This is a genomic window from Streptococcus oralis (assembly GCF_002386345.1).
GTDB lineage: Bacteria > Bacillota > Bacilli > Lactobacillales > Streptococcaceae > Streptococcus > Streptococcus oralis_S.
Map to the genome: position 1 here is coordinate 1,534,667 of NZ_CP023507.1, position 19,638 is coordinate 1,554,304.

The following is a 19,638-nucleotide window of genomic DNA, read 5'->3' on the forward strand; positions in this document are numbered from 1 at the left end:
AATATAGGCAAAAAAGTCATACCAAAATTGAATAAAACTTTTAAAAAAGGTAGGTAATGAATTTATATGTCTAGATTTGAAATCAAGAAAAAGCGATACAACAAAAAACTAATGGATAGAGTTTGAAAATTTACCTTTCACACGCTACTTATAATAGTTGCGAAAAAATACGGGACTCCTGAGAAGCCTTCTTATCTCCTCTTAAAGCAGAAATCCATTGCAAAAATCTAATAGCTGTTTAAGTAAAAAAATCAAATATAAATTATTTTTTATTCTATGTACATATTTAAAATAAGGAGAAAATATCTTGAAAAATAAGAAGAATAAACAAGATGATTTTAAGTTCTTCACTTGGCCACTTATATTATTTATTGTTTTTATATTCATTTTCCCGATTATAGTTAAGGCGGTTAGGTACTTCGTTTATTACGGTGCTACAATTCCTACAGAGTCTTTGAAGTTAGCATTGAATGTTGTGGTTGAGAACTTTTCGTTTTATTCAACTGCACTGACTATTTCTTTCACAGTATTTGTGTTTGTCAGTAATGAAAGGAATAGATACCGTGATGATAGAAAAGAACGTGAAAAAGATAGAAAAGAACGTGAAAAAGAACGTGAAAAAGATAGAAAAGAAAAGGAAAAAGAATTAGAGCAATATAAAGATCATTATAGACCTAGTTTTGTGGTTGATGCTACTAAAGGTATAATCTTGATAATGCGAGAAGATACTTTATATATAGAGAATGTAAAGTATTATGATTCTAGTGATAATACGAAAAATTGTATTAGTAAAGTATCTTTAAAGTCGGGAGATATTGTTTCTAAAAAAATACCACGTTCATTTTATATTACAGCTACAACAATAATTGGTGAGGAAATTCTTTTTGGGTATCTCAATGGAGGCATAAAGATTTATAAATATTTAAAATCGAAGGGGAATGCATTACATCCTGGTATTGGAAATTATAGTGATAAATCGTCTTCTAAAGATTGGGGAGACTACAACAATATTAGTGTGCCGACTGATTCAACGTTTTCTGAAATTTTCTTTTATAACACATACGACATTAGAGAAAATGTTTTTCTGAATACAAATAAAGTTAAAGATATTGTAGAATCAAGGAATTTCAATAAACTTTTACATTCCTTATTCATGTTCTTTTCATATGAAATTGAAGCAAATACAGTGGAACTTTCCAGTGTGTATGCAGTATTGCAAGATGTGTTAGATATTTTAAAATACAACACAGATTGTTTTGATGAAATTAAAAAATTTGATTTTAATATAGAATATATATTGAATAAAGAATCCTATATAGTCTATAATTTACCTAGAGCAATTGGTTATTTTGATTCATTGGATGATATTGATACTTTTTTCATGATGGATTTTATTGATTGTATGCGGAGAAATCTAAGTGTATTAAGAGATGAAAAAAATATTGACGATTCTACTGAAAAATTTGTTCTAAGGGATATTATAGCGATATTGTTAGAGGTATTTGATAACACAAATATACCTAGTTTAGGTAATATACTTTTAATTAATTTAAAGGCAGAAATCTTTAATAATATTCACTTTAAAAACTACTGATAAAGTATTTTTGAGTAGTTGTCAGAATTTTTTGTAATAAAATAGACAGGAAGAAAAATCATGATTCAGAATACGGGGATAAAATTTGTAAGTTATCTTGAGTCTTAAAAAGTTAAATAATGTATATGTGAACATTTATTGAATTTAAAAAATTATTTTCTGTAAAAAGACTATTAAAATAAAATACTCTGGGTGATTTTTTCATAGCACTATTGCATTTATATGCTTAACAAAAGCCTGAGAAGACATCTTCTCAGGCTTTTTCTGTACTTTAAACCTCATTGGGAAAGATAGGAAACGGATTTCGTAATCTTGTTAAGAGGTTTTACTAAATACTAGTCTTTCTTTGTTTTTGCTACAAAGAGAGCAGATAGGGCTAGGCTAACACCTGCTAGGAAGAGGGCTGTGTCAGATTGACTCTCACCTGTTGCTGGCAAGCTTTGTTCAGCTGTTTCTCGCTTCGTCACTTCTTGTTTTAGTTCCGGTGCCGGTGCCTTACCTTCATCTGAAGCAAGTGAGCTAAGTTTAAACTCAGGTTTCTCTACTGTTGGAGCAGCTTGATCACCTACTGTTGCTAGCGGGCCTGTGTATTCTGGCAATTCATGTGCTAGAGCCATCACTGCATTGACACCACCCTTGAACTCAGGTTTCTCTACTATTGGAGCAGCTTGGTCACCTACTGTTGCTACTGGGCCTGTGTACTCTGGAAGCTCATGTACCAAGGCTTCAACTGCATTGACACCACCCTTGAACTCAGGTTTCTCTACTGTTGGAGCAGCTTGGTCACCTACTGTCGCTATTGGGCCTGTGTACTCTGGAAGTTCATGTACTAGGGCTTCAACTGCATTGACACCACCTGTGAATTCAGGAACCTCAAGAACAGGTGCTGGTTCTTCACCCTTGCTTGATTGAACCGGTTCTTCTGTTAATTCTTGATGGAAGCTTGCCAATTCATAAAACTCAGCCTTGCCGCCTTCCCAGACTAATTTGACGTCTAGAAGAGAGCCACCATCTCGGATAGCGAAGGTTTGGAGGCTGGATGTAATGGCACCGAGGTCTAGCCAACTGTCTTGGCCATCCTTAAGTGTTCTAGCAAGCACACGTGCTTGCGCTCCTTCAGGAAGACTAGAAACAAGACGAAGGTGGTTAGCTTTGGTTGGTTCTGACAAGTGATACACCAATTCACCCTTATCTTTTTCAGACTTGTAGCTGGTCAAGACTTTGCCGTCTACAAGATTATTATAAAGGTTGCCTTGGCTTTCTCCACTACTTCCTTCTACTGTTGGATCATTGATTGGTTTGACAAACTCAACATCGTTGATGACCAATTCTGTAAATCCTACAAAACGGGCATCATAGTCTGCTGTATAGAGGACACGGAGATAGTTGGCTTTGACTGGTGTCGTCAATTCACCCTCGATGTAGCGATTTCCTGGCATCTTAGAATCGTGTGTCCAACCATCTGTCAATGAATCATCGTGTTGGCTGTTGGCCACACCATCTCCTACTGTAACGACATCAGTCCAAGTTTTACCGTCTTGGCTGACTTGAATCTTACCATCACGAAGATAGTTTTGAGTTCCGTCTTGGATGTAAGCTCTAATCTTCTTGATAGTACGTTCGCTACCAAGTTTCAAGGTTACGTGGCCATCTTTATGGGCATAGTCTGAAAACTCAACGAAGTTGTTGTAAACACCGTCAAACAGTTGATCTAGGTTGTTCAGTTTACGAACATCATTGCTTCCGTATGTTGGATGAATGCCCATAGTTGTAGATTCTAGTTTGGTTGGTTGTACTTCTTTGGTTGTCACAAGGAGAGAAGTGGCTGTCACAGCTTGTTCCTGATCTGTTTTATTGACCAGACGAACATAACGAACCAAGTGGGTTGCAAAAGTTCTGTCTGTCAATTGGCTAGCCGGCGTCCATTCTTGCGCATTTGCAGAGTACTCTAGAGTAAGAGCTGGATTGGCCTGACCTTGGAGCTGGATGCTCTTGACCTGATGGATACGGTCAAGCTTCATACCTAGATAGCTATGAGCAGGGAGTTTGGTTCCAGCTGGAATTTGAAGCTCGTAACTGCCTAAGCTATCCACTACCGGCGTTTCCTTCAATGATTCCACGTTGGTGTCTGTTAACTCACTATTTCCAGAACGTGTCTCAACAGAGAAGTCCTGGATACGCCACCAGAGGTCGAGAGCCTTGGTATTGCGGACTCGGATGTAACGAGCATTAATAGCTCTGGTCACTTCCTTGGTTTGTTCTCCTGATAGGCGATCTAACTCTTGCCATGCAGTCCCATCTGTAGAGTACTCAAGTACACCTGCGGCAAGCTTATCACCCGTTCCTTGGCGAAGTCGTACTTTAGTGACTGACTTGACTTCACCGAGGTCCAGTTGTGCCCAGGCATCTACTGGAGTTGTATTGCTTCCATCAGCATTTGCCATCATGGCTTCTGTATTGTCCTTGCCATCAGTGATTTGACGAGCTGAGGTATTTAGTTTGTAAACTAAGTTTGAGCTTAGACTAACTGTCGTTGCTTGTTGGCTACGAGCTTTTTCAACTGGACGGTTGACTGCAATTTCCTGAACTGCAAACCAAGTATTCTCACGGTCTGCTGTCGCAATCATGCGAACTGCCTTGGCCTTGATATTGAGATTTTCAAACTTAAGTAGGGATTCATTTCCGACATAGCTTGGCTCTTTCAAGGTTACCCAGTTGTCATTTTCATCTAGATACTGCACTTCTGCCTTACTAAAGGTATCACGTGGATTTGCCTGCGTTCCCATTGCAAAGGTCAAGGTTTGGATTGATACCGGCTTGTTGAACTTCATACCAATATAATCACCTGTCTTGATGCTATTTGGTGATTTAATAATCGCATGAGTTGCCAAGTCGCCATCCGTTACTTCTGCCAAACCACCTTCTACACCTGTTCGATTGGTGATAAATGTGCTGATGATTTGGTCTGGATGCAAGATTTTTTGAACTTCAGACGCTAGAACTTCTTTCAAGGATAGGATAAATGGACGAATATGTTGAACACCCAATTCAGCTTTTTCCATATGGTCTACATAATGGAAGGTGTGAGTTTGAGACTGTTCGTACAATTTCAAACCTTTATAGTAGCTATCCCAAAGTTTGGCTGCATCGTTTGTAGCCATGGCTTCAGTTCCTGTAAGGAAGGCATCGAGAGCATTCATTTGGTCGATTGCATTATCCAACCAATAGTGGATTTGGGCAACCATTTTTTTATCGCCTGATGCTTTATAAAGTTCAGCTGCTTCTTTAATCTTGGCAAATTCTGCACGCAAGGCTGCACGTTCTGCAGTCACATCCTGACCTGCTTTAAGCTTGGTCATAAAGTCTGTTAATTTTGGAGCCAAGTCTACCGATTCTTCTAGTTTGACGACACGATTATCCATGTTTTGGTTGATCATGTGCTTACCAAGTTCACGGAAGGCTGCCGATACCTTGCTATCTTCAAAATGACCATTTTCTACAAAGTTGAAGGCAATATCATTGATTTTCTTAGCTTCTTCTTCTGATTTCCACTGTTTCCATGAGTATTGAGCTCCTGAAAAGAGGGCAATCTTAGATGGTTCAGACTGTTGCATTGGGTTCAACATGATACCAGATAGCAAGCTAGGATCCACATTTGGATGAAGGAATTTCTCACCACCACCTAGAATCAAGTGTTGTTTAGAGTTATCTGTTACAGGCCAGTTAATCCAAAGTGAAACGGGGCGATAGGTTTTGCCACCTGCGGATAGATTGTTCTTGAGAGTTGAAAGGAAGCTTTCAGAGACTTCACCCCAAATCTTACCACCCGTCAAGGTCATGGATGTTGAACTTGGGAGATTTTCATTGAGGGATTTCAACTCATCCTCACGTCCATTACCCCAATACTGGCCAGGAACAAAGATCATTTCTTTGCGAAGACCGCTGTAGGTTCCCTGCATTTCAGTCAACCACTTGGTCATATCTTGCATCAAGCGGTTGTAGCTATTGTAGCCTCCGACTGGGCTTGGAGCATCATCTGCAAGGATACCAAATTCGCGGACACCCACTTTCATCAACTGGGTAAATTTAGCCTTGATGGTTGCCAAATCTTCTTGGTAATGCGCTTCATTGCCAAAGCGGATGCGGTTGTTCATGAATGGATGGATAGTCCAGACATAGCGGGTTTTACTTTGATTTCCGACACGAGCAAGTTCACGGATTTCAGCTAATTTTTCTTCTGGATAGAGTTCACGCCATTTCTTGTTGTGGTATGGATCATCTTTTGGTGCAAAGAAGTATTGGTTCAATTTCAAATCGCCACCATAACGCATGAGCTCTGCACGATCGGCATTAGACCATGGATTTCCATAGTAACCTTCGATGAAACCACGGTTCTTGAGCTCTGCGTAATCTTCTACTGTCACATTGCGAAGGACTGGTACTTGGCTTTCCTTGAGCATGTGTTTCAAGGTTGTCAAACCATAGAAGACTGCATCTGTGTCTTTTCCGACGATGGAAATCGAGTTATCCTTGATGCTCAAGACATAGGCGTCAATCTTGTCAAAGAGACCTGCTGAAACATTGGACAAGTTTTGCTCTGCTTGTGAACCTTGTCCATGCACTCCAAGATAGATATTGGTTGCGCCAACGATTGCCGCCTTACCAGTTGTATAAGATACTTGATTGTCCTGCAAAACACTCTTCAAGCGATTGCGAGTATAGATATCGAGTTGATCGCCCATGACCAGATTGACTTGCTTGCGAAGAGCTGTGACACCTTCTCCATAAGTCACTTTTTGTGGAGTTGGGAAGACCTTGTACTCTTTCTTGAGATAGTCTGCGCTCTTGCTGGCAGCTGCAATGCTGTCTTCGCTAGCTGGTTTACTTGCAGTAAATTGATCTGCCAATTCAACTGTTCCATCACCTGTTTGGTCTACATTTGGTTTTTCTGGTGTAGTTGGTTTTTCTGGTTGACTTGGTGCAGGCGTTTCTTGCTCTTCTTTCACAGGTTTTAATAGATGAACTTCGGCTGCACTTGCAAAACCACCAACGCCTTCCAATACTTTCAACTCAATCTTGTTGGTATGCACCGCCGCAAAGTTGACTGTTTTTTCTTGGGCGTTGTTGTCCCAGTTTCCTTCTGAAACCTTGACCATTTGGCCATCTTTTTGTGCGTAGATTTCGTAGCGCGTCACGACACCATTTCCACCACCTGGACGTGGGAGATAAGTCAAGCCATTGACTTTTTCTGCTTCTTTCAAGGTCATAGTAAGGGTGTATGGCGCAGTGTCACCAGTCCACTTAGTATGCCAGAAGGTATTTGGATCATTGTCAAAGGCCTTTTCAACAGCGCCTTCAGTCGCGTTTCCTGGAAGTTGCTGACTGCTTGCCGTTGCAGTAATCTTATCATTTGAAATCAAACGAGGATTTACAAATGGTTTGTCTGACAACTCTGCACTATGCAAGATCCCTTTGAAACCACCGATGCTTTCAAGCGGTAGTACCAAGCTATTGTGGGCAAAGCGAGGGTGGGCTGGATTTGCAATACGCTCAATCTTTTCACCATCCACATAGACTTCTGTAGATTGTGGTTTGGTTACGATAGAGATTTGATAACGTTTGTTCTTTTCAAGTTTTTTATTGAATTGGATATGGAACTGTTCAAATTGATAAGCAAGGTAGCCGTCTTTATCAGCTAGATAGATACGGTTGTCCCCACTTGTTGAGAAGGTTTGTTCCCCGTCTCCAGTGACAGTTACATCAAACTTCAAGACATGACTTGGACCAACATCACCAGCCAAGCCTTCGATACTGCTATCTTTCTCAAAAGCCAATCCCTGTTCGCTTGCCTTCACTTTCTTGCTTGCATAGTTCTTGACTGTTTCAGGATTGATGGTAAACAAGTCGCTTTGATCAATCTCTTTATCAGGATTTGACTGCGGCGCATAAGGACTGGTTGGTAGGGTGCGTTCTGCAAAGGTCGCAGCTGCACGATCGGATCCCCAGGTGCGTTCCGCAGTAGTTTGCATGCTCTTGAAGAAGCGTTTAAAGATATCATAAGAGGTCAAACCTGTCTCATGAAGGTCAATATTGTCATTCCAAACTGCGTGACCACCACCAAGGATACTTGGATGAGAAGCTGGTAGAAGTGGACCTCCACCTGTTCTAAAATCATTTGGTGTCCAGCTATTGTACTGACGTTCGTAGTTAGCATAGTCCCCGTAGGCTGCTTGACTATTGCTTCCACTTGGAACACTATAGGTCGGTACATCCGTGATGTTGATAATCTTAGCTCCCTGAGCAATGGCTTCATTTGGTCGTTGCCATCCGATACTCCAGATATCAACCTCTACTCCGTTCCAATCAACAGGAGTGTTTCCACGTTTCGCACTGAGTGAGCCCCAGATACGAGGGGTGTAACCTTTAGACTTGATATATTGGGTCAAATCATTGACATAGCGACGGTAACTTTCTCTGCTGCCATAGTATTCATCCGTTCCGATATGAACAGTGGACACGCCATGAAGCGGTGCATCTGGACCATCGAGGAGTTTGTCATAAACTGATTTGACAAAAGCTAGCGTTTCATCATATTTATTATCTAGGTCCAGCATGGCAACACGTTCAACATTGTGTTTGCCAGCATAATCACTCAAACTACCTTGATACATGAGGTCTGGGCGGACTTTGACAAAGGACAAGGCGTGACCTGGTGTGTCAATTTCTGGCACTAGATTGATATGTAAGGCCTTGGCAAGTTTAATCAGATTTTGCATTTCTTCCTTGGTATAATGCTCATCTGATGTCAATTTTTGACCATTCTTACCGACAATGTCTGTCTCCACACGGAAACCAGTCTTGGCATGTTCAAGTACATACTTGAGTTCTTCTTCTTTAGAAAGATTCTTACCTGCCAAGTGTTCCTTGAGGAAGATATAGTTATCGTTGAGGTGCAACTGCAAGTCGTTCATCTTGTAGTAAGCCATGTTGAGCATGATGTCCACAAGGGTGTCGTAAGGGATAAATTTACGACCTGTATCCAACATAAAGCCACGGTGGCTGAAACTTGGGAAATCACGAATTTCGCCATTTTGTAGGTCTGTTTCTCCCATTTGAAGAAGAGTCCGAGTGGCGTAGAAGGCTCCTGTGTTTGTGGCAGCTTCGATGGTAATCACATCATTTTGGATAGTGATGCCATACCCTTCTTTACCATAACCCTTGTTTTCAACCTTTTTAAATTCAATTCGTTTTTGAGCTTGCTTGTCACCTGTTGCTAGTTCCAATCCACGGCTGGCAAGGTCTGACTGATAGAAGGTTGCAGCCTGATCAAAGCCAGAATCACCCGTCGCAAGAACTGTATCTGAAGTGATAGCAGATTGGCCTTCTTTCCCATACCATTGTTGAACAGCTGGTGCTACTTTTGGCTTCATACCCACACCTTCGTCCTGATGTAGCCCCTTGATGACTACTTCAAACTCTTTTGTAAAGGTATGACTGTCTCTGATTTGTTGCACCATGACCTTGACGCGTTGGTCTGTCAAAGGCTTATAGATGTGATTTTGAAGGTCAATCACACCTTGCTTGTTGCTTCCGATAAGGCTAACTTTCCCTGGCAAAGTTGGTAAGACAAGAGACTGTCCGTCTTCTGCTACTGTTAGTTCGGTTACTTGGCGGATATCCGTTACCCTACTATGGTCCGGAACGTTTGAATAAGCTCGAATTTCTTGGATGCCAACGTTTCTCCAACCCATTGTGCCCGCTTGATAGTCGTTAATTTCTAACTTAAGATATTTAGCTTGAATACTTTCAGCTAGGTCAACTTTCTCATCTAAAACAGGTTCTCCAGTTTTGGTATGAGCTAGTTTCCATTGTTTTTCTCCATTAGCCCCCACATCTTCTTGGCCTGCGTAATAGAGACTCCAAGATTTGATATTTGGATCATTTTGCCCATTACGAAGACGACGATCCCAGTCTATTTCCACATGTTTGATGAGGGTAGTTTTTGGAAGAGTTAATTCAAAAGTTGGTTTTACTGCATCTCTATCTGTAGCCCAACGAGTATTGTCATCTCCGTCGATAGCCTTATCCGCAGTAAAGTTGGTACCAGTCTCATGGTTGTTTGCTTGGGCAGTAGCACCTTCGAGATGATTGATATCCTCTCTATCTTCGATTGTCTTTTCAGCTGGTTTTACTGCTGGTGTAGTAGTTTCCGCAGGTCGATTTTCTGCCTTTGGTGTTTCAACCGGTTTCGGCGTTTCAACTGGCTTGGGACTTGCAGGACTTGTCTCTGGTTTTGTCTCTTCACTTGCTGCAGGATTGGTTCCCTCATCAGTCGCTGGAGTTTCTTCATGACTTGCTTCTGTTGCAGCTTCTGCATCCGCCTTTTTAAGCGCATCGGCTAAATCATCGGGTAACTTATCCAGTGCTTCAACATGGGTGATGCTTCCCTCTGTTTCTGAAGGAGCTGCTGTTTCTGCTGCCTGAACCATATTGGCGCCAAAGATACTAGCACCAATCATCACGGAGGCTGCACCGATTGCAAATTTTCTTATACTATAGTGACAGCGTTTCTCAAAAAAATGTCTATCCATCTTTCTCCTATTCCTTTCATCCGCATACCTGAGTAAGCGGTATCATTTCTCCTTTGAAAAAGGAGAGAACCAAGAGGTCCTCTCCGGCTGTTTGTTCCTTTTTGATTCGAGTTGCTTTGAACTGCTGAAATCAAATCTCATTACTCTTCTTTACGTTTTGTCGCAAGGACCGCAGCAGATAAAGCGATGCTCACACTTGCTAAGAAGAGGGCTGCTTCTGAACCATGTTCTCCTGTAGCAGGAAGTTGCTCTTCTTTATCTTCCAGAGTTTTGGCATCAACTACTGGGCTTGGAGTGAGCGGGTACTCAGGTTTTTCAACTGTTGGAGCTGCTTGATCTCCAGCAGTAGCCAATACACCTGTGTAGGCTGGTTTCTCGTTTACCAAGGCTTGAACCGCATTGACGCCACCCTTAAACTCAGGGACTTCATTTGTAGCTGCTAGAACCGCATTGGCTCCACCCTTGTATTCTGGTAATTCGTGAACCAAGGCTTGAACTGCATTAACGCCGCCCTTGAACTCAGGAACCTCATGTACAGCTGCTTCTGCTGCATTGACGCCGCCTTTGAACTCAGGTAGGTCATGAACAGCCGCTTCTTCTCCAGCTGTTCCGTAAGGACCTGTATATTCAGGAACTTCAAGAACTGGAGGTTGCTCCTCACCCTTGCTGCTTGTAGGAGCGTCTGGTTTAGCAACCTTATCTTGTAATTGGTTGAGATAGTCTGCGAAGTAGGCCACCATTCTTTCCGTCAAGAGATGGTTATCCGTCGCATATTTCATGCTTGCCTGAACGCTAGCTACTTCCTCTTGATTGTCTTTGTCTGTTAATTTCTGCGCCTTAGCTAAAGCTGCTTCATAGCCAGACATGTCAAGTGGTGTTTCTGCTACCTGTGGACGGGTAAAGATGAGTTCCGCTGCAGATTGGTATTTATCGCCACCATCTCCGTAAGTCTTGGTACCAGTAAGGACAATTTTCTTAGCCTTGATTGTCTTGCCAAAGTCAATGTCTTTTGGCTTGTTGTTATTTGGCCAATCTGTTACGGTGAAAGTATGTTCCTTACCAGACTCATCTGTGACAACCAGTTTCACATCTCGCAAGTTTCCATTTGAATCAGAGGCACGTGGAACATAGCGAAGTCCTGTGATTTCAGTAGGTTCTTTCAAGACCATGGTTGCAGGCTTGCCTACATCTCCTCCATTCCAAGATGTATGCCATAGGCTAGAAACATTGCCATCAAAGGCATTCTCTAGACCTTCACCTGGTTGAGCTGGCGCATCCAAACTTTCAAAGTCTTCTGCTACCAAGGCTGTCTTCTTCTGAACCAAAGCATTCTTCAAGGCTTCAATCTTAGCAATCTCTGCACGCGCTTCTTCTACGCTAATGTCATCATCTGCCTGACTGAGGTTAAAGACCGCCTCTTTCAAAGCATCCATAGACTCTTTCGTATAGTTGGTCATGGCAACCGTTGGCAAGTAGTTCTTGAGAGCATTTTCTGTCAACATCTTACCTGTTAGGGTAATTTCCTCGATGTGAAGATTATCCATCATGAAGTCGTTATAACCACGGAAGTTGGCATTTCCGCCAGCATCTCCATGAGTATTGCTTGCATTTCCAGTTGAGTAGATACCTACCCAAGTATCGCCTGTTTCTGCACCTGTCACGAGGAAGGTTGCCTTCTTGGCTTTCTTAGAATCCGTCCAAGTATTTGGCAATTCATGCATTTCCAAGTTGCTTGCTTGACTACCACGACGACCTGACTGGAATTCTCCCTTACCAACTACAAAAGCATAGGTATTGTCTGATCCAGCTTCGTATTCAAAGGTTACACGGTAAGTCTTACCTGCCTCAAAGCGGAAGTTTTGTGGGATGGTTTGGTAAACCAAGTTACGACGGCTAACCAGTCCGTTAGTCTTGAGTGACCAATTTCCATCGATAACATCATCGACTTTCTTACCGTTCCAACCACGCTGTGTATATGGATCGTGTTTTTCAGACAAGTGAGTCCGGTTGTCTTCGACACCTTCGACACCACCCACTACAAATGGGAAGATTCCTTGAGCTACATTTTCAAAGTCTTGTTTGAAGGTTCCTTGACCTGTATCATGCTTGTCCCCGTACATGCTTGAATTGTTTTCGAAGGTACGAATTTCATCAAAGTAAGTTGCTTCATCACCAGCTTCACGACTCAATGTCAGAGTGACATTTGATACGTCCGATCCAGTTGTAAAGAAGGCGTACATGTTTTGGAAGTAACTTGTATCATCAACTGTAGCATTTTCACGACGATTGTTATGAGCATAAGCTTTGATATAGTTGAGAGCGAGTGACTTATTGGTGTAGGTAGTCACTTCTTTCTCGCCAGTATTCACTGTGATACTTGCCTTAGCATTACTACGGTTATCAACACCGACATAAACCGCATACTTGGTATTTGGTTTCAAGCCAGTCAGTTTCTGAGTAAGGCTGACCTTGCTCTTATTACCTTGGATACGAAGCATTTCATTTGCACCCTGTGATTTGACAATTTCTGCCTTAGATGCATCACCAGAAATGGTCCAGTGTTTCAAGGTTCCACTGTTAAATCCTTGGTCATAGATGTGCATGCCTTCGCTCCATGACATTTCAGGATTGGTTTGTTTTGAACGGTAGAGAACGTATGGTTGATTTGCTAGAAGGTCTAGGGTAATCTTACCATCTGTTACAGTTAGTTCTTGCTCTTCTGTCTTACCTTGGTCAGTTAGCTTGTAAAGGTAAACCTTGCTATTTGCCCAATCGCTTGGAAGTGTCCAAGTTGTTGCACCGGCCTGCGTATTGAAGTAGTACATTTTTTCCTTATCAGTAGGAAGTTTCTTACCATTCGCATCCCAGTTCCAAGGAGTCAAGTAAGCTGAACCATCTTGGATGACACGTCCGTTGAGCGTTACTGTACGTTCGCGGTATTGCGGGCTATTGACATCATTTGACTTACGAGTCACAACAACCTTGTTACCTGCTGCATCGACTAGCTCAACCTTCATTTCTGGAGTCCATTTATAGGTGCTACCATTATCGGTCATGGTAACTGGTGTACCATTTTCCCATTTACTTACAGTGAAGTGTTGGAAGTACTTAGTCATGACATCATGGGCAAATAAGTTGGTTACATAGCCATTGTAGTCGCTTCTTCCTTGCCAGCCTTCAAAGTCTTTCATGCTGTAGCCACCTAGAAGTGGGTAGTTGGCTGCACCACCGTAACTTCTGTAGTCCCCAACCCAAGAATCTTTTTGGTGGTTGCGGATAAAGCGGGTGATAGCACTGTTGATACCTTTATTAGTATAGCCACCATAGGTCAAGTCAGCTGCCCAGTGTTGGAAGGTAGAGTCGTATTCACCACCATGACCCCACTCGATCGCAAAGCGCCAGCCTTGTTTGTTGATCTCTTTAGCAAGAACGTGGGTAGCCCAGGCACCGTTATCACCTGATTGGCCATTGCCCCAAACGTCCACATAGATAAAGTCGAGACCATCACCAAGTTTTTTCTTCAAGTCTTCCCAGCGAGCCAAACGTCCATGCGCCAAGTCATAAGCAGCATCAATGTTGATACCTTGGTCTAGCCAGTTCCAACCATAGCTGTAGCTTCCATCTGGATTCTTACGAAGAATATTTTCATTAAAGTATTTAGACTCAGGATAGGTCTCAGATGCGTTCACGTGGATACCTAGATGAGCTCCATATTTCTTCGCTTTTTCGATCAAGGTCTTGAAGTCTTCAACACCACCAATACGTTTACCAATATCAGCATAGTTCAAGTGACCAGAGTCGTGGCCTTCACTACCATATCCTTTAAGGAGAACACCTTGCCCAAGACCATCTGTGTGGAGATTAATTTTCTTGATACCATCCAAGGTCATAAGGAATGGGTTTTGTGCTTGAGAACCAAAGTTCATCGCGATACGGTAAGCAGTGATATCCTTGACTTTTTCCCAACCTTGAGGGTTGTTCATGATGCTACGATAAGCAATGGCACCATCTTGCCAGTCGACTTTGTTGTCAGCATTGGCATCTTCGGTGATAACAACCTTGGCACTTGGCAGTTCCTTGGTGTATTCTGGGAAAACAATGCCCTTATAAGCTTTTTCCCATTGCCACTCAGAGCTGTGAATTCCGACATAGTTGGCATTTCCGACTGTTTCTTTATAAGCTGTCAAACGAGTCCAGTCATTCGAACCACCACCATAGCTATTTTGAGAATTACTCCAAACACCTGCAGCAAGCTTATCTGTAGAAACAAATCCATACATGTAACCCTTAGCCAAATCTTTCATTGGATTGGTTACATCGATATGATCATCCCCGCTGACATGGGTATTGTTTGACATGGTTGCCCCATCAAACTTAGCACCAGCTTGATCACTCGAAACAGAGACCAAAGCATTACCAAGGAAACTAATCGTAGAAAGCAATTTTCTTTCGTCATCAATCTTTTGACCTGGGGTGACTTGATTGTGGTTGACAATCTTGGTCACATCAAAGTGCAATTGATTATCCACAACTTGCAGACGAACCGTCATTTCCGCATTGATTAAGTGAGCATCATCGCGAAGCTTCATCACGTACTCTGCTGTTGTCTCATTGATTTTCTTATAAGTGACTTCCGGGGTGATTCGGTGATTATTGATAAAGACTTGGTTGAACTGTTGCACCTGTCCTGGCAAAGTATGTCCATTCAAGGTGTATTCCTTGACACGAGGGAAGGCTTGGTCAATCACTGCCTTGAGAACCTTAGACTGGATCGTATCATAAGTCACCTTGCTATCGTCAACGGCCGGACCTGTTTCTTTCTGGGCAGGAGTATCATCCGCTTTTACACCTTCTTGATTGTCTGTTTTAACGCTGACAACCGTGCGATCATTGCTATAAGTTCCTGCCTTGAGAAGGATCTTCTTCTCATTTTTAAGATTCTCATTGACCGCCCCAGGTAGGGTCACTGTGTCAAAGAGATTGACATCATTGTTGCTGGCATTGAGTTGTCCATCTGACTTGAGAGTGATAGAAAGACGATTTACAGAACCTGGTTCTGGTGCTGCCACACGGTTGCCTTTATACCATGTGCTATTACCTGGAGTTTTGTATTCCCAGAACCAGCCACCTTGGTCATATCCAACAAAAACATTGTTCTTGGTATCTTTAAATTTCAAGAAGACACCAAAGCGTGATTTGCCCTTTTCAGAATCATCTTTGAAGGTTAAATCAACTGTCGCATTTCCATTAGCATCGACAGTCAATCCTTGTTTTTCAAACAAAGCTGGTTTGCCATCATTGTCATTTTGGGCCGTTGAAGACAATTGATTGTAGCGAACACCCTTTTCTTCACGAATAGTGACGGTTCCTTGTTGCTCTTTATTCGCTACTGTTTGCCATTCAGGAGTTACTGCCTTAGGTGTTTCAGGTTTAGTAGCTGCAGGTTTATCCTCTTTTGGTTTTTCTTCAGCCGGTTTTCTTTCTCTTCCAAGTCTGCTGGTTTCACACTTGAAATTCCCTGTATGTGGTCCTGGATCCATTTTAGTTGAGCTGGTGAGAAGAGAATGCCTCCGCTCCGTTTTCCAACTACACCATTTTGGTGAACACCGACTAGTTTGCCTTCTGTATCAAAGATACCGCCGCCACTAGCACCCGGTTTTCCTCCTTGGTAACCAATCCCTTGGACACCTTCTCCGTATGGTTCCGCAAAATCAACTGTAGTATTGACAATCGGATTCAATTTTCCTTCTGGATAACCAAAGACATGGAGCTTATCTCCAATTTTCTTAACTACTGGCTTTTTAGTTACTTCAACAGGCGTATTTTCTAGAACTGTACGCAATCTCACAAGGGCCAAATCATTTTTGAAGCCTTTCAGATAGCCTTCACGATCCCAATGAATAATATCTTTCTTGCTAAACTTGACATCTGGCAATCCTGGATATGAGATGCTATAGATATCTCCATCCCCTTGGTCATTATCCACAACCTTACGGATATTGCCGTCTTGGCTATCCTTGATAAAGTTGTGAGAAACCGTCAAGACAAGGTCTTTAGCAACGACAATACCGCTACCTTCTCCTGATGGCGTCTTAATCTTAACAGTCGCGCCGTAGTTTAATTCCCCATTGGTCGTTTTAGCCACATCTTCTGGGACGAGCTTGCCAGTATCTTGGGCCAATTGATCCTTGTCAACTTCGCGCCCATTGTCTTCAGCTTTCTCCAACTTATCTTCTAATTCTTTTGGCAGATTGCTTGGCTTTTCAGACTTTTCTTTTTCTTGAGCCAACAACTCTTCTTCTGTTTGTGGGCCTTCAGTAGTTTCAGCTGAACCAGGATTCTGAGCGGCAGCTTCCTTGTCAAAATCGTGCCCCTCATCACTAGCCTTCTTATCCAAATCAGCTAGTTCACTCGGCAAATTATCTGTTGAACCAACTCTTGCTTGATCAGCTAATACTGGGCTAGCTGCGAAGAAAGTCGCTCCAATCATCACCGAAGCTACTCCAAGCGTAAACTTACGAATACTGAACTTACAGCGTTTTTCAAAAAATCGTTTATCCATGAACTCCTAAATCCTTTCATTTTCCAGTAAGCGTTTACATTTCGTTTTTAAAAAATACTCCTTTCTCTGAAAGTGCTCTGCTTAACTGTTATAAATAAAAAATAATTGTACTTTTAATATAACAAATAAAAGACCAGAAAGCAATAGGAAATAGGTAAAATTCACTAAAATTTTCTCTTTTCTGAACAGTGCTAACGCTTAGAATTTTAAGAATCGCTTTACAGCTATAAAAAAATTCTATCTCAAAGAATCTAATAAACAGTTTCATTTCAAAAACAGATTCTTATCGGATAGAAACCAGTAAAACAAGGACCGAAAATCAGATTTTTTATCATTTTTTTGCTATGATTAGATAGAATAAAAGTTAAGGAGAAGACAATGATATTAATTACAGGTGCGAATGGTCAACTCGGTACCGAACTACGTTATTTACTAGATGAACGAAATGTAGACTATGTTGCAGTTGATGTGGCCGAAATGGATATCACGAATGCTGAAATGGTTGAGAAGGTATTTGCTGAAGTCAAGCCAACTCTGGTCTATCATTGTGCAGCCTACACTGCTGTTGATGCTGCAGAAGACGAGGGGAAAGAACTGGATTTTGCCATCAACGTAACTGGAACTGAAAATGTAGCCAAGGCCTCTGAGAAATACGGAGCTACTCTGGTCTATATCTCGACAGACTACGTCTTTGATGGAAAGAAACCCGTCGGACAAGAATGGGAAGTCGATGACCTACCTGATCCGCAGACAGAATATGGGCGTACCAAGCGAATGGGGGAAGAACTTGTTGAAACCCTTACGTCACAGTATTACATCATCCGCACTGCTTGGGTCTTTGGAAATTATGGCAAAAACTTTGTCTTTACAATGCAAAATCTTGCCAAAACCCATAAAACTCTCACTGTTGTCAACGACCAACACGGCCGCCCAACTTGGACACATACCTTGGCTGAGTTTATGACCTACCTGACTGATAATCAAAAAGAGTATGGCTACTACCACTTATCAAATGACTCCACTGAAGATACCACTTGGTATGACTTCGCTGTCGAGATTCTTAAAGACAGTGATGTTGAAGTAGTTCCAGTAGACTCCAGCAAGTTTCCTGCCAAGGCTAAACGCCCCCTCAATTCAACCATGAGTTTAGCCAAAGCGAAGGCGACAGGTTTCGTCATTCCAACCTGGCAAGATGCCCTTAAAGAATTTTATAAACAAGAAGTAAGAAAATAAAAGTTTATGACATATATAAAAAGCAAGAGGCTTTAAATTCTCTTGCTTTTTAGTATCTGATTAGTTAATTACTTGTTGTGTCTTAGCATAGTTGGCTTCGACTGCTTCTTTTTCAGATTTCCACCAGTCTTGGTTGTCTGTGTACCACTTAATGGTCTCTTTGAGACCTGCTTCAAAATTAGTAAACTCTGGCTTCCACCCTAGTTCATCACGGAGCTTGCTAGCATCGATAGCATAGCGAAGGTCGTGACCCGCACGGTCTGTCACATGATCATAAGCATCAGCTGGCTGTCCCATTTCCTTGAGGATGAGTTCCAGGACTTCCTTATTGTTCTTCTCACCATCCGCACCAATCAAGTAGGTTTCCCCGATTTGACCTTTGGTTAGAATCGTCCAAACACCTGATGAATGGTCATTGGTGTGAATCCAGTCACGGACATTCTTACCTTCACCATAGAGTTTTGGCTTGATACCACTCAAGATATTGGTGATCTGGCGCGGAATAAACTTCTCGATATGTTGGTAAGGACCATAGTTGTTTGAACAGTTGGAAATAGTCGCTTTAACACCAAATGAGCGCACCCAAGCTTTGACAATCAGATCTGAAGCTGCCTTGGTTGATGAGTAAGGCGAGCTGGGATTGTACTTGGTTTCAGCCGTAAATTTCTCACCTGGACCTTCTCCATGACCTGGCAGATCTTCACGCAAAGGCAGGTCCCCATAGACTTCGTCAGTCGACACATGGTGGAAACGAAGGTCGTATTTACGTGCTGCTTCCAAAAGAGTGTAGGTCCCGATGAAGTTGGTATGGATAAAGGGACTCGGATCATTGAGCGAGTTGTCATTGTGACTTTCTGCCGCATAATGAACGATAGCATCCGCTTCAGCTGCCAGCTTGTCTACCAAGACTGCATCAGCAATATCTCCAACAACCAACTCAACACGATCACCTATAATTTCTTCAATATTGGCACGATTACCCGCATAAGTCAGCTTGTCCAGTACTGTCACATGGACATCTGGGAAGTTGTTATAGACATAATGAACAAAGTTAGAACCGATAAAACCAGCCCCACCTGTCACGATGATATTTTTGTATTCAGTCATTGATTTTTCCTTTCTCATCTTGGCCTTCTAACAACTTTTTATAAAAGAAATCGTAACTATATGCACTTAAAGAAATCCACACCATAGAAAGTAGAGCACTACCCGTAAAATAAAATATAAAATTAATTCCCGAACGGAAAATAAATTCTAAAATCCAGAAAACGATACGAAATATATCATATGTTTCAGGGAAAGAAGCCAAATCTGACAAATTTGGCATAAATTTGAAATCTCTTAGAAACCAAGTTATGCCAATAATTACTACGATTAATAAGATTGGGGCTCCTAAAAATAAGAACCTTAGATTTCTTGTATGCTTTCGAAATCTTTCTTTCCACTCATCAAAAACTTCTTGATTAGAGAACAAACTAACAAACATGATGAGAAAGCCGGTTACTGATATTGATAAACAATCTAAATATTGAAATTCACTACTATTGTTTATCGCACCTTTTATAACAGAAACAATTGATAGCAAAGTTATAGACAAACCAAAATTTACTTTAGCTTTAATAGCTTCACGGCTTTCTGAATATTCTGACAATCTCATA

6 protein-coding genes and 1 pseudogene are annotated in these 19,638 nt (G+C 41.8%); 2 read left to right on the forward strand and 5 right to left on the reverse strand.

What is annotated here, in order from left to right; genetic code table 11:
* The first annotated feature begins 307 nt into the window (after window positions 1-307).
* Window positions 308-1,594 (forward strand): hypothetical protein, encoded by a 1,287-nt coding sequence (locus CO686_RS07615; RefSeq protein ID WP_096753687.1) that lies wholly within the window; start codon window positions 308-310, stop codon window positions 1,592-1,594.
* 335 nt (window positions 1,595-1,929) lie between these two features.
* On the opposite strand, the gene CO686_RS07620 is transcribed toward CO686_RS07615, so the two are convergent.
* The 3 genes and pseudogenes from CO686_RS07620 to CO686_RS10585 form a co-directional block, all read right to left on the reverse strand.
* Window positions 1,930-10,185, reverse strand: coding sequence for an SIALI-17 repeat-containing surface protein (locus tag CO686_RS07620; RefSeq protein WP_096753688.1), 8,256 nt, complete (start codon window positions 10,183-10,185; stop codon window positions 1,930-1,932).
* Window positions 10,186-10,325: 140 nt separating this feature from the next.
* Window positions 10,326-15,725 (reverse strand): SpGH101 family endo-alpha-N-acetylgalactosaminidase, encoded by a 5,400-nt coding sequence (locus CO686_RS07625; RefSeq protein WP_436404985.1) that lies wholly within the window; start codon window positions 15,723-15,725, stop codon window positions 10,326-10,328.
* A gap of 122 nt (window positions 15,726-15,847) precedes the next feature.
* Window positions 15,848-16,747 (reverse strand): annotated as a pseudogene (locus CO686_RS10585) (YSIRK-type signal peptide-containing protein); the annotation flags it as partial.
* 378 nt (window positions 16,748-17,125) lie between these two features.
* Here CO686_RS10585 and rfbD point away from each other — a divergent pair.
* Complete coding sequence (gene rfbD / locus CO686_RS07635) at window positions 17,126-17,980, forward strand: dTDP-4-dehydrorhamnose reductase (RefSeq protein ID WP_096753690.1); 855 nt, start codon at window positions 17,126-17,128, stop codon at window positions 17,978-17,980.
* Window positions 17,981-18,040: 60 nt separating this feature from the next.
* Here the strand turns inward: rfbD and rfbB are convergent, their stop codons facing one another.
* Both rfbB and CO686_RS07645 read right to left on the reverse strand, forming a co-directional pair.
* Window positions 18,041-19,087: a dTDP-glucose 4,6-dehydratase gene (rfbB, locus tag CO686_RS07640; RefSeq protein ID WP_049479885.1), complete on the reverse strand. Its 1,047-nt coding sequence runs from the start codon at window positions 19,085-19,087 to the stop codon at window positions 18,041-18,043.
* Window positions 19,080-19,637, reverse strand: a complete 558-nt coding sequence (locus CO686_RS07645) for a hypothetical protein (RefSeq protein ID WP_049479861.1) — start codon at window positions 19,635-19,637, stop codon at window positions 19,080-19,082. Before CO686_RS07645 ends, rfbB begins: the two co-directional genes overlap by 8 nt.
* Window position 19,638 lies beyond the last annotated feature (1 nt).